Genomic DNA, 12,766 nt, shown 5'->3' on the forward strand with positions numbered 1-12,766 from the left:
CTCGGTCTCGGTTGGTACACCGTTGTTTCGTGTAACGGTTTCGTAAGGCGGCGGAGTATAGCACAGTCGTAAACCATTTTATTAGTGGTTACGTGAAGGTGCCAGCGTGGTCACTGTACAATGCGAGTGATTGTTTTGAATTTGTTTATTTATAGTTAAAAAAACGTAACGGCGCGATCATTATTTAATATTTCTATTATAAGTGGATTTTGGTTTTTTTTAATATGAAAAGCATTTTTACTATTTATATCGATGAATCAATCTGTTTTCTGTCTCAGCCTCCCGTGTACATTTAAATTTCCAAACAGGTGTAAGTTCTGAAAATCTGTTTTTATATTTTAAAGTTGCCTGAAAACCCGTTAATATGGTTTAGTAATTTTCAGCAGCGTTATCCCTATTCTGGAGAGGTCCCCTTGATCAACGTACTTCTTGTTGATGACCACGAACTGGTGCGCGCAGGGATACGACGCATTCTTGAAGATATCAAAGGGATCAAGATATCAGGTGAAGCAAATTGCGGTGAGGATGCCGTAAAGTGGTGCCGTAGTCATCCGGTTGATGTTGTCCTGATGGACATGAACATGCCGGGAATTGGTGGCCTTGAAGCAACGCGCAAAATCGTGCGGTATTCAACCGATATCAAAGTGATTATGCTGACGATTCACACCGAGAATCCGTTGCCTGCGAAAGTTATGCAAGCGGGTGCCTCTGGTTATTTAAGTAAAGGTGCCGCGCCACAAGATGTGGTCAATGCGATTCGTTCGGTCAATGCGGGGCAGCGCTACATAGCGTCCGATATTGCCCAACAAATGGCATTAAGTCAGATTGAACCGGAAAAAACAGACACGCCGTTTGCGAGTTTGTCTGAGCGCGAATTACAGATTATGCTGATGATCACCAAAGGCCAGAAGGTCAATGAGATCTCAGAGCAGCTTAATCTCAGCCCGAAAACGGTCAACAGTTACCGTTACCGCATGTTTAGTAAACTGAATATCAGTGGCGATGTTGAGCTGACACACCTGGCCATTCGTCATGGTTTATTTAGTGCGGAGACGTTAATCAGTAGTGAGTGAAATCTTTGACCCGCAGGCTTTTCTTAAAACCGTAACCAGTAAACCTGGCGTCTATCGTATGTATGACGCCAGTGAAACGGTCATTTACGTTGGTAAAGCAAAAGACTTGAAGAAGCGTTTGTCGAGCTACTTCAGGAGTCATCTTGCGAGCCGTAAAACAGAAGCTCTGGTTGCCTTAATCCAGCATATTGACGTGACGGTCACTCACACCGAAACCGAAGCGTTGTTGCTGGAACACAACTACATCAAACTGTATCAGCCGCGTTACAACGTGCTGCTGCGTGATGACAAATCCTATCCCTTTATTTTCCTCAGTAGCGACACTCACCCGCGACTTGCAATGCATCGTGGGGCGAAACACGCGAAAGGGGAATATTTCGGGCCATTCCCGAATGGCTACGCAGTGCGCGAAACTCTGGCGTTATTGCAGAAAATTTTCCCGATTCGCCAGTGCGAAAATAATGTCTATCGCAATCGCTCACGCCCTTGTTTGCAATATCAAATTGGGCGGTGCCTGGGGCCATGCGTGGCGGGTTTAGTCAGTGAAGATGACTATGCTCAGCAAGTGGAATATGTCCGTTTGTTCCTGTCCGGTAAAGACGATCAGGTGCTGAATCAACTGATTGCCAGGATGGAAGAGGCGAGCAAAAATCTGGCGTTTGAAGAAGCCGCGAGAATTCGCGATCAAATTCAGGCGGTGCGTCGCGTAACTGAGAAACAGTTTGTTTCCAATACTGGCGATGATTTGGACGTGATCGGCGTGTCGTTTGATGCGGGTATGGCATGCGTGCATGTGCTTTTTATTCGTCAGGGCAAAGTACTAGGCAGCCGAAGTTATTTCCCCAAAGTGCCAAACGGCACCGAACTCTCAGAAGTGGTCGAAACATTTGTCGGTCAGTTCTATTTGCAAGGCAGTCAGATGCGCACCTTGCCTTCTGAAATCCTGCTTGATTTCAATCTGCCTGATAAAACCTTGCTGTCAGACTCTTTGACTGAGCTGGCTGGTCGGCGAATCAACGTGCAGACCAAGCCTCGCGGCGACCGTGCGCGTTACCTCAAACTGGCCCGAACCAATGCGGCAACGGCGCTAGTGACGCGTCTTGCGCAGCAATCAACCATCCATCAGCGATTGACCGCACTCGCCAACGTGCTTGAATTGCCTGAAATCAAACGAATGGAGTGCTTTGACATCAGCCACACCATGGGCGAGCAAACCGTGGCCTCCTGTGTCGTTTTTGATGCCAATGGCCCGCTTCGCGCTGAATATCGCCGCTACAACATCGAAGGCATTACGCCGGGTGATGATTATGCCGCGATGAATCAGGTGCTACGTCGTCGCTATGGTAAGGCGATAGATGAGAGCAAAGTGCCCGATGTGATTCTCATTGACGGCGGGAAAGGGCAACTCGGTCAGGCGAAAGCGGTATTTGCGGAGCTTGATGTTCCCTGGGACAAACATCATCCTCTGTTGCTGGGTGTGGCAAAAGGGGCTGACCGTAAAGCAGGGCTGGAGACATTGTTCTTCGAACCAGAAGGTGAGGGGTTCTCACTGCCGCCAGATTCCCCTGCGCTGCATGTTATTCAGCATATCCGTGATGAATCCCACGACCATGCGATATCTGGCCATCGCAAAAAACGTGCAAAAGTAAAAAATACCAGTGCGCTGGAGACAATCGAAGGCGTTGGGCCAAAACGTCGTCAGATGTTGTTGAAATATATGGGTGGATTGCAACCATTAAAGAATGCATCCGTAGAAGAAATCGCAAAAGTGCCGGGTATCTCGCAAGCGTTGGCAGAAAAGATCTTCTACTCGTTGAAACATTAAGGGCTCTGTAGCAACATAGAGACAATTTCCACTTACGACAGACAGTTAACCAGCACTATGCAATTTAATATCCCAACATTGCTTACTCTGTTTCGTATCATCCTTATCCCATTCTTTGTGCTGGCTTTTTATCTGCCGTTTAGTTGGGCGCCATTCCTATGCGCGTTTATCTTCTGGTTTGCCGCTATCACTGACTGGTTTGATGGTTATCTGGCGCGTCGCTGGAACCAAAGCACGCGTTTTGGCGCCTTCCTTGATCCTGTAGCGGATAAAGTTATGGTCGTCGTCGCACTGGTGCTGGTGGTTGAACACTATCACGCATGGTGGGTGACGTTACCTGCGGCCACCATGATTGCTCGTGAAATTATTATTTCTGCATTGCGCGAGTGGATGGCTGAGATCGGCAAACGCAGCAGTGTTGCTGTCTCCTGGATTGGTAAATCCAAGACCATGGCCCAGATGCTGGCGTTGATTGGTATGCTGTGGCGTCCCAATATGTGGGTTGAATATGCGGGGATTGGTCTGTTCTTTATCGCAGCGGTGTTAACGTTCTGGTCAATGTTCCAGTACCTGAAAGCGGCCAGCAAAGACCTGCTCGACAACTCCGGCGTTTAATCTTTCCCAGAAATCTGCCTCATTTCTTTACTACACGAGAGTTATCTATCCTGACGGTAACTCTCGTACTTCTCTTTAGCGCTTCCCAAAAAGCAAAAAGCCCGCTTAGTTTCCTAAGCAGGCTTCTTAAATTTGGCTCCTCTGACTGGACTCGAACCAGTGACATACGGATTAACAGTCCGCCGTTCTACCGACTGAACTACAGAGGAATCGGTTAACGGGGCGCATAGTAACGAGCACCCACTGGGTTGTCAAAGGCTGTTTATATGAAACGTGTTTGATTGCTGATTTAATCAACAAAAAGAAGAAAAGAGCCGCAAATGCGCGGCTCATAAAGGGTTTTATGCCCGTAGTGCCCTGACCGGTGCAGTCGCTTCAATCAACCACGGACGAGCATCACTTGAGACAAGTGGCGATAATGTTTCGCGCACTTGCTGGTGATAATCATCAAGCCAGGCAATGTCTTGTTCGCTAAGCAGGGATAAATCGACCGCGCTTAAATCGATCGGGATCAGCGTCAGCGAGGCAAATTTACAGAAACCAGGCCGTGAGGCGATAACTTCAACCTGGTTTTCAATGCGAATACCGTGACTTCCGGCGAGGTAATATCCTGGTTCGATGGTCAGAACATTGCCGGGTAACATCGGCCATGGATTCACTTTCTTCGCCATGCGATGCGGGTTTTCATGAATGAGCAAGCAGTGGCCGACACCGTGACCTGTGCCATGGTCATAATCCAGACCCAGTTCCCATAATGGACGACGAGCAAACGCATCGAGTTGATGCCCTTGTGTGCCCTGAGGGAATTGCAGTGAAATTAGTGACAAGAACCCTTTTAACACGGCGGTGTAATGCAGGCGACGTTGACCGTCAAGTTGCCCGAAGTTCAATGTTCGCGTGGCATCGGTGGTGCCGTTGTAATACTGGCCACCTGAATCATTCAGGTAAAACTCTTTACTGGTGATCGCAAAATTGGTTTCTGGTGCGCTGTGGTAGTGGCACATTGCCGCATTACTCGCAGCCGCGGAAATCGTACCAAAACTTTGTTCCCAGAAGTTTTCACACTGCTGGCGGAAAGTCAGCTGCTTTTCCTGGGCCTCGAGTTCTGTAATCGGGTTGCCTGCGGCTTCACGCAAGGGGACTTCATGGCTGAGCCAGGCGAGGAAATTCACCCATGCCGCGCCATCTTCCACGTGGCTTGAACGATACCCTTCCAGCTCAACGCTGTTTTTATTCGCTTTCATCAGCGTAACTGGGTCAGCCAACCATTCGATTTCACCCCCTCCTTGTTCAACGGCAAAGCGCACCGCAACCGGAGTATTATCACCATCAAGTAAGAAGCGTTTTCCCGCCGCAAGCTGCTTACAACGCGGCAGAAACGCATCTGCGCTGTGGATCGTCAGTGAGTCCAGCATTGCATGATCAAGCTGCTGCAGCTTGGCTTCATCGACAAACCACTCTACGGCTCCATCGTTTTTAATCAGGGCGAAAGAGAGTGGCACTGGGCTCATGGCGATATCTGAACCGCGAACATTCAACAGCCAGGCAATGTTGTCAGGCAAGGTGAGGGCAAGGTAGTCCACACCTTCACGCGTCAGGGCTTCCGCGACACGTGCGCATTTAGACTCGGTTGATTCACCGCTAATCTCAACGGGCATAGGATGAATCACACCGCGCGGTGCTGCCGGGCGCTCGGTCCAGATTTTATTAATAGGATCATCGTTGACGGCCACCAGGTCACAGCCGCTGGTGCGTAGTTGTTCATACTGGTTGTTAACGATAAGCATCGGTTCAAACGTGATACGTTTACCCGCAGGCAAGTTTTCGCGCATCCAGAGGTGGATTGGTTCATCGTGCAGGTGATGAATTTCAAACTCGCTGAGGTTAACTTGCTGGTGCGCCTGAACCTGGTAGCGACCGTCAACAAACAGCAGTGCGCGGTCGGCCAAAATCAGAGCCAGCCCCGCTGAGCCATCAAAACCACTGATAAATTCAAGCTTTGCGTCAAAGGGGGCACAGTACTCACTTTGATGCGCATCGGCACGAGGGATAAGCATGCCATCAAGTTCGCCCTCTTTAAGCAGGCTGCGTAACGCAGCCAGAGGTGATGTGTGTTGCATTTTTATTCTCTTATCGGAAAGGTGGCTCGTTAAAGGTACGTAGTTTGCGCGAGTGCAGGCGTTCACCTTCAGCTCGCAGGAGGTCAATGGCGCAAATACCGATTTGCAAATGCTCCGAAATCGCCCCTTCATAGAATCGATTTGCCTGACCTGGCAGTTTTATTTCCCCGTGCAGCGGCTTATCTGAAACGCACAGCAATGTGCCATAAGGGACGCGGAAGCGATAACCTTGCGCGGCGATGGTGGCACTCTCCATATCAATAGCAACCGCACGGCTCAAGTTGAAGCGCAGGGCTGAAGCGGAATAGCGTAGCTCCCAGTTACGATCGTCGGTGGTGACGACTGTGCCTGTACGTAAGCGCTGTTTAACTTCTTCGCCCGGCATTCCACTCACCAGTTTGGTGGCGTCATACAGTGCGCGTTGTACTTCAGCGATGCTTGGAATCGGAATGTCGGGTGGCAACACGGCATCGAGAACATGATCGTCGCGCAAATAGGCGTGAGCTAGCACATAATCGCCAATTGACTGGCTTTCACGCAGGCCGCCGCAGTGGCCAATCATCAGCCAGGCCGCTGGGCGCAATACCGCCAGATGGTCGCAAATATTTTTGGCATTCGATGGCCCAACGCCAATGTTAATCAGCGTGATACCTGTACCGTTGGCATCAATCAAATGCCATGCTGGCATTTGGTGTTTTTTCCAGGCGAGATCAGAAATTGCCTCTTCAGGTGCCTGGCTGTCGGCCGTTAACCACACGCCACCGGCGCATGAAAGCGCAACATATGGGCTTTCCGGATCAAGAATTTGCTGGCAACCCCATCGTACAAATTCATCAACATAGCGGGTGTAGTTGGTGAACAATACGAATGACTGGAAGTGCTCAACCGGTGTGCCGGTGTAGTGACGCAAACGAGCCAGCGAGAAATCGACTCGGCGTGCATCAAAATGCGAAAGCGGATAGTACTCAGTCGGATGGAACAGACCATCTGCCGTTTCATCACCAATTTGCGACAGTTCGGTCGTCGGAAAATGACGAGGCAAACCGGCGCTCATCGAACGGTCTAACGACAAACTTGAACCATCAATTACATACGGATACGGAATTTCGTGCAGCGATAAACCCACTTCAATCTGCGCACCATAATCTTCATACAGTAGGGTTAATTGTTCGGCGAGATAATGGCGAAACAGTGCAGGGCGGGTGACGGTGGTTGTGTAGCTGCCGGAATGGGTGAAGCGGGCATAAGCGCGTGTTTTGTTGGGATGGTGAATAGTGCCATCCCAGCTAACGCGTAATTCCGGGTAGACAAATAATCCTGCGGCACGTTTTTGTATTTCGGGTAAGGTGCCGTTTTCAACGTACTGGGCAATGGCCTCGCGCAATGCGTTGACCGAAGCATCGTACAGCTCCTCTAATTTATCGAGGGCCTGATTCGGGGTAAGGGCAGTGTCGGCTGTCTGATGCGTCATCTTATCTCCTTATCCTGCTGATTATACGCAGGGCTGTTTCGATAGTATGTCATCGACGGGAGGAAACGGAAGGGGGATAAGCCAGTAGTTATCGCGGAAATGTTAGTATTTTGTTATGCACTAACGAAAGGTCTGCGATGTAGGTTGAGATTATCAATAGCAGACAACAGTGAGGCTATGATGATCAACCGACGTAATTTCCTTCTCGGAGGAGGCAGTCTTTCCGAAAAATCGAGATGTGAATAAGTATTGAATACCGACAGTTAAATTTCTGTTGGATAACCATTCGCCGATAAGCAAAGTGGGTCGATAATCGATCTCAACCCACTTTGGGAACTTATCTGGATTGGCTTAGGCGTTGTTTACTTCACTATCAAAGCATTCTGAACAGCCTGCACACCTTTAACTGATTTTGTTACTGTAACGGCTTTATTTGCTTCTGCAGATGAAGAAACAAAACCACTCAATTGCACGCGGCCTTTAAAGGTTTCAACACTGATATCTGTAGATTTGATTGATTTTTCACTCAGCAAAGCAGATTTGACTTTGGTAGTGACAACCGTGTCATCAATATAACCGCCCGTGCTTTCTTTTTTTGCTGATCCCGCACATCCCATTAATGCAACAGTGGTTAAAGCGACAGTACAAAAAATAGAAACACGTTTTTTAATGTTCATCATTAATATCCTTCAAATGAGCCAATGTCACATGCAGCATATTATCTGAATGAAAAGAGAAAACCAGCCAGGCGAATCGATTATATCCGTTCAACTTTTGCCGGAAGCCCCTGCCTTACCGACGCCCCAGAGACCCAATCCAGCCAGGTGTTGGCTACCTTACGCGTAGGGTCGGCAAACCCCAGGTCGTTAAGGTTAATCCCTGCTTTTATCTGTGCATCAAACGGCATGGGTTCTCCGTCCAGATAGTGTTGAGCAGCACCCATCTCCCGGTGTCCATATCCATGCTCAATGGCAATGACACCAGGCATCACGCCGTTAAGCAAACTGATCTGCGCTTCAACCTGCCCACCCGGTGTGGTGATGCGAACGGTGTCGCCATGGGCCAGGCCGTAGCGCTTGCCGTCGTCGGGATTGAGCGCCACCAGGTTAGTGGGTTTGAGATGATGTAACCGTGGGATCACGGTAGAAGCGCTGGCCATGGTATTGGATTTAAAAGAAATTAGCTTCAGCGGCCACTGCTGCACCGGGAAAATCTCCTCCATAGCACGCCCGTCAGAAAGCCGTGAAGGATACCAGGCAGGACATCCACTATAACGTTCACCGGTTATCGCGTGACGATGTGCGGCGACGTCCGAATTCCAGATTTGCAGCGGTTTTTGCCAAATATTGCCGACACTGTTATCCACGCGCCCGCTGCTGTCCGGCGCAAAACGCCCACCTCGGGAATAGATAAAGGCGACGCGACTCACTTCATCCGGTTTTAGCGTCTGCTCAATCACCGGCAGAATACGCTGCACACCTGTCAGCGTTACATCCTCTTGCCCGGCTTGTGCGACGGGCGTTTTGCCCATATACGCGATGTTTGCCGCAATGCGCAGATAGTAATCTTCCGCACGATTGAGCGGGTAACCGTTGCCCTGCGCATCGGTAATCGCATTGTCACCGAAACCTGGCAGTTTCAGGCACTTTGCCACGGCGATGCAGAAGGCTTCCATTGATACTGGCTGTCCATCGGCGGTTTGGCTGGTTGCACTAGCAACGATAGGCCAACGGGCGGTAGTGGCTTTACTGGCGACACCCGCCCAGGGCGCGCTAAATCCCCAGCTTTCAAAATTATGCGTGTCTGGAACGATATAGTCCGCCAGAGCTGTGGTTTCATTCATGAATGCGTCAATGGCGATAAACAGCGGCAGACGTTTGGGATCTTTAAGCTTTTCTTCCGCCACGGCCCGTAACCCAGGAATGCCGTAGAACGGGTTGGTCATATTGGAGATCCACGCTTTTAGCGGGTAAGGATAGCCCTCCAGCGCGGAGGTGAGGAGTTCGGTCAACTGCCCTGCCACGAACGGATACCACGGTGCTTTGGCCGGGAACGGAGAAACCCCAGCAGCCAGTTTATCCTGATACTCTTCGGAGGATTCATAGGCCGTTTTGCTGCGCGCGATACTCAGCCCCTTCGGTTTTACCTTGCCGGGGAAGCTGTCCATGTTGTAGCGCGGGCCATCGGTCGCACCGTTGAATTTACCGCCCCCGACAAAGACACCGCCTTCCAGACTGAGATTACCAATCAGCGCGTTGAGCATCATAACGGCCCAGGCGTTGTAAAACCCGTTGCCAGCCATCATGCCACCATGGGTAATAACGGCCGCTTTACGTCCGTGACGCGTGAAGGCATCTGCCAGCGCCGCTATTTTCCCCTCTGACACGCCGCATTGTTGGCTGTATTGCGCCAGGGTGAGTTTATTGGCCGCCTCTTTGAGCAACTGAAATCCACTTTTTACGGTGACGATTTTGCCGTCAGTCAGCGTGACCTGTTGAGCAATAAACAACTGCGCGCGCGGGCAACGGCTGGCGGAAACTATCTCGTTGTCTTCGTTCAGCACCACAGGTTCGTTTGCGCCATCAGCCGACAGGTGAGCCAGAGTCAAATGCTGCCCGGCAAGTTGTGGGAGTTCATCGGTAATCACCAGATGCGTGGCGTTGGTCCAACTTTTTTCACCGGCCTGCTGCATGCCCGTTGCATCAGGAATGGTGAGGTAATCTGCGTTATAGCGTTGTTTTTCGATGATCCAGCGAATCATCCCCATTGCCAGCGCTGAATCCGTGCCGGGAATAACGGGCAGCCAGTGACCGCGGTCGTCAGCCAATACCGTGGTTAACGGTAAAGCCGGGGCGACGACAACATACTGAAAATTATCGCGTACACGGGCACTGGACAGTTGTCGCGCCTGGCGTTTAAAAGGGTTCCCAGACTGTGCCGGTGAGGTGCCCATAAACAGCGCAAATTCAACGTTGTCCCAGTCCGGTTTCACGTGCGGGTTTTTATCCAGATCCCCCATAAGTGCGCCAGAACCGGCCCGATAAGCCAGGCCGCAATAGGCACCGTGCGCACCGAAGTTTTTGCTGCCGAAACTATTGAGGGCAAAACGGCGAAGGAACGTATCGCGTCCGTCATCACTGGTATTGGTGACTAACAATTGGTTGGTTTTCGGGCCAAATCCAGGGTGTTTTGGGTCTATAGGCGTTGTTGGCGCATACAGAGCCCGTAAGCCTTCTACCGGCCCCTCACCAAACAGATCGCCGCCTTCCACCACCTCCTCAATCAACTGCTCAAAACTGATGCGCTGCCATTTACCTTCCCCACGTTTCCCGACGCGTTTCATCGGTTCCAGTATGCGCAGCGGGCTGTACAGGCCTTCCATCAATGTCGCACCGCGAGCGCAGGCAGTGGAGCGGGCGTCGAGGCCACTTTCTCCCGCAAGCTGTTCCATCGCTTCGGCAAACGGGACGGAGGAGTTAATGTGATGCTCATGGGATAACGGGTGATAAGGATTACCTGCAATGCGCAGTACTTTTCCTTTTTCGCAATCGACCCTGACCCTCACGCCGCACTGCGTCCAGCAGCCAAAGCATTGCGTCATGGAGATAACCTGTTGCGGATTTTGCTGCCACTGGGATTGTGCATGAGCCTCGGGGATCAGCGCATTAGCAAAGATGCGATCGCGAGTTATCTTGCCGGAGGTGCCGTTTCGCAAACCGTCAATGGCACGCTTTGCAACATCTCGATAGCTCAGCCCAAAGGTCACCATTCCGCCCAGAGCAAGGCCGACTTTAAGCCACTGACGACGGGTTAAATTAGCCATGTTGCATTCTCCTTGCGAGTCCGTTCACGGTTTCACGAATAATAATGAGTAGCGCAATCCACAAACCAAAAGTGCCGAGGATGGCGAGCCAGCCGTCGGTGCCCGCGGGCAGTGAATACGGATTAAATTGCGCGTTAAATTTCGGTACGGTCTGTACCTGAATCAGTAAGGTCCAACGCATCAGCCAGCACAACGCCATTGCACTCAATGCCTGCAAAATACGTAATGGCATCGATAACGGCTGGTACAAAGCCACGCAGCCAATCCCCAGTGATATCAACCAAAGTACGGCCCACGCGGCAGCGTAGTATCTGGCTGAGGACGACACGGCAAGCCAGTCGCGGATAGCATCCCCGGACAACGTATCGCCGGTAACCCAAATAGTGACGACAATGGCAAGGAGCCCCAACGTCCAGACCTGCGCCAGAGCCAGTTTTCGCTGTAACGCCCGTTCATCCCGGAGCGAAACGACGAGCAGGGCAAAAAAGGTCTGGAACGCACTGAGGAACATAACAAACGGAAACGCGTAGCTAAACCAGATGGGACGGGCATGCACAACCGAGACTTCACGCCCGGTATACGTTAGCAATCCTACTGCGAGTAAAGCGCTTGCCAGCGCCAGCCATTTCGTCACACGGTAGCTTTTTTGGGTAAAGCGCTTGAGTTGCTGTGCCATAAACCACAGGCCCAGAACCCCGGTGAAGAGTGGCAGAAACAGTGCGCCCCATGGCATCCACGACCAGGGCGTTGGATACGCGTAAAAATGCCAGAAACGGGCGGTTTGATGCAGATCCGCCGTGAGCGCCAGTGGCGCGGTGATGGAACACGTTAAGGCAATCAGCAGTGTCAGGTTTTCAAGCGTTGCCGACTCTTTTTTACGCCAGTGAAGCACGCAGGCAAACAGCGCGGCACAGGTGGCAATGCCGATAAAAAAGAAGTACTGCACCGCCCAGGGAAGCCAGCTTATCTCCTGCGGACGCGTCAGCACTTCCTCGATAATCAGAGAATGAGTCATTTAAACCTCCTGCCAGAGTGCGGATTGCGCGCGTCCCATCAATGGGGTGACGAAGGCCTCATCCAGCCCTAAATAGAAAACATGGGGTGAGGTGCCACTCTCCGGTTTCAACACCTTGATGGCGTCATGGTTTGCGTGAAGCATTTGCGAGATACGACTGTTGGGATCCTTCAGGTCACCGATAATTCGAGCGCCGCCGACGCAGGACTCCACACAGGCGGGGAGTAATCCGGCTTCCAGACGGTGAACGCAGAAAGTGCATTTATCGGCGGTTTGAGTTTCGTGATTGATAAAGCGTGCGTCATAGGGACAGGCCTGCACGCAATATGCGCAGCCGACACAACGCGTGTTGTCGACAACCACAATGCCGTCTTCCCGTTGAAACGTCGCCTGAACCGGGCAAACGGGCACGCAAGGCGGGTTATCACAATGATTGCACAGGCGGGGTAACAGCACGTTGGTGACACTTTGTTCACCTTCAAGCTGCACCTGATATTGATTCACATGGGTGCGAAACTCACCCTGCGGTGTCTGGTTTTCAATGGCGCAACTCACCGTACAGGCCTGACAACCAATACAGCGGCGCAAATCGATGAGCATGGCATAACGATGTTGTGCGGACCCTTCATGTCGCTCAGGAGAGAAGGGGAATTTCGCATGAGCCAGCGGCACCAAAGAGGCACCCGCACTCAGAATGCCCAATTGCTGGAGAAACTGCCGTTTACTGATGTCCATATTTTCCCCCGTCGTGATGCAACAACAAAACATTGGTCACGTCATTGACTGGTCAGTGATGTATAAAAAATGTCTATGATTTACAGTGT

At 51.2% G+C, this 12,766-nt stretch carries 9 protein-coding genes and 1 tRNA gene; 3 read left to right on the forward strand and 7 right to left on the reverse strand.

Features of this window, described 5'->3' with window-relative positions:
- The first annotated feature begins 413 nt into the window (after positions 1 to 413).
- From uvrY to pgsA, 3 genes are read left to right on the forward strand one after another with little or no spacing between them, the layout of a single operon-like run.
- Entirely contained in the window at positions 414 to 1,073 is a 660-nt protein-coding gene (gene uvrY, locus OH773_RS08090) for a UvrY/SirA/GacA family response regulator transcription factor (RefSeq protein ID WP_270144669.1), read from the forward strand.
- Positions 1,066 to 2,898, forward strand: coding sequence for an excinuclease ABC subunit UvrC (gene uvrC / locus OH773_RS08095; RefSeq protein WP_270144671.1), 1,833 nt, complete (start codon positions 1,066 to 1,068; stop codon positions 2,896 to 2,898). Before uvrY ends, uvrC begins: the two co-directional genes overlap by 8 nt.
- Positions 2,899 to 2,955: 57 nt before the next feature.
- Complete coding sequence (gene pgsA, locus OH773_RS08100) at positions 2,956 to 3,513, forward strand: CDP-diacylglycerol--glycerol-3-phosphate 3-phosphatidyltransferase (RefSeq protein ID WP_183269725.1); 558 nt, start codon at positions 2,956 to 2,958, stop codon at positions 3,511 to 3,513.
- 133 nt (positions 3,514 to 3,646) lie between these two features.
- Here pgsA and OH773_RS08105 read toward each other — a convergent pair.
- The 7 genes from OH773_RS08105 to ttrB form a co-directional block, all read right to left on the reverse strand.
- A tRNA-Asn gene (locus OH773_RS08105) sits at positions 3,647 to 3,722 on the reverse strand.
- Between the two features lie 132 nt (positions 3,723 to 3,854).
- A complete protein-coding gene (locus OH773_RS08110) occupies positions 3,855 to 5,633 on the reverse strand; it encodes an aminopeptidase P family protein (RefSeq protein ID WP_270144674.1) in 1,779 nt (592 codons plus the stop codon).
- Between the two features lie 10 nt (positions 5,634 to 5,643).
- Complete coding sequence (locus OH773_RS08115; protein ID WP_183269683.1) at positions 5,644 to 7,104, reverse strand: AMP nucleosidase; 1,461 nt, start codon at positions 7,102 to 7,104, stop codon at positions 5,644 to 5,646.
- Positions 7,105 to 7,466: 362 nt separating this feature from the next.
- On the reverse strand, positions 7,467 to 7,781 hold the full coding sequence (locus tag OH773_RS08120; protein ID WP_270145749.1) for a BON domain-containing protein: 315 nt from the start codon (positions 7,779 to 7,781) through the stop codon (positions 7,467 to 7,469).
- An 80-nt stretch (positions 7,782 to 7,861) separates the two neighbouring features.
- Complete coding sequence (gene ttrA / locus OH773_RS08125; RefSeq protein WP_270144677.1) at positions 7,862 to 10,927, reverse strand: tetrathionate reductase subunit TtrA; 3,066 nt, start codon at positions 10,925 to 10,927, stop codon at positions 7,862 to 7,864.
- Positions 10,920 to 11,942 (reverse strand): tetrathionate reductase subunit TtrC, encoded by a 1,023-nt coding sequence (gene ttrC, locus OH773_RS08130; RefSeq protein ID WP_270144679.1) that lies wholly within the window; start codon positions 11,940 to 11,942, stop codon positions 10,920 to 10,922. Before ttrC ends, ttrA begins: the two co-directional genes overlap by 8 nt.
- The gene (ttrB, locus tag OH773_RS08135) at positions 11,943 to 12,677 is read right to left on the reverse strand and encodes a tetrathionate reductase subunit TtrB (protein ID WP_333482177.1); all 735 of its coding nucleotides are present in this window, start codon (positions 12,675 to 12,677) and stop codon (positions 11,943 to 11,945) included.
- Between the last annotated feature and the right edge of the window lie 89 nt (positions 12,678 to 12,766).

The sequence above is a fragment of the Buttiauxella sp. WJP83 genome (genome assembly GCF_027594725.1).
Classification (GTDB): Bacteria; Pseudomonadota; Gammaproteobacteria; order Enterobacterales; family Enterobacteriaceae; genus Buttiauxella; species Buttiauxella selenatireducens.

Excerpts from the sequence above, each read along its gene's own strand:
- ttrC (WP_270144679.1), bottom strand. The coding sequence starts at position 11,942 with ATGACTCATTCTCTGATTATCGAGGAAGTGCTGACGCGTCCGCAGGAG.
- ttrA (WP_270144677.1), bottom strand. The coding sequence starts at position 10,927 with ATGGCTAATTTAACCCGTCGTCAGTGGCTTAAAGTCGGCCTTGCTCTG.
- ttrB (WP_333482177.1), bottom strand. The coding sequence starts at position 12,677 with ATGGACATCAGTAAACGGCAGTTTCTCCAGCAATTGGGCATTCTGAGT.
- OH773_RS08115 (WP_183269683.1), bottom strand. The coding sequence starts at position 7,104 with ATGACGCATCAGACAGCCGACACTGCCCTTACCCCGAATCAGGCCCTC.
- OH773_RS08110 (WP_270144674.1), bottom strand. The coding sequence starts at position 5,633 with ATGCAACACACATCACCTCTGGCTGCGTTACGCAGCCTGCTTAAAGAG.
- pgsA (WP_183269725.1), top strand. The coding sequence starts at position 2,956 with ATGCAATTTAATATCCCAACATTGCTTACTCTGTTTCGTATCATCCTT.
- OH773_RS08120 (WP_270145749.1), bottom strand. The coding sequence starts at position 7,781 with ATGAACATTAAAAAACGTGTTTCTATTTTTTGTACTGTCGCTTTAACC.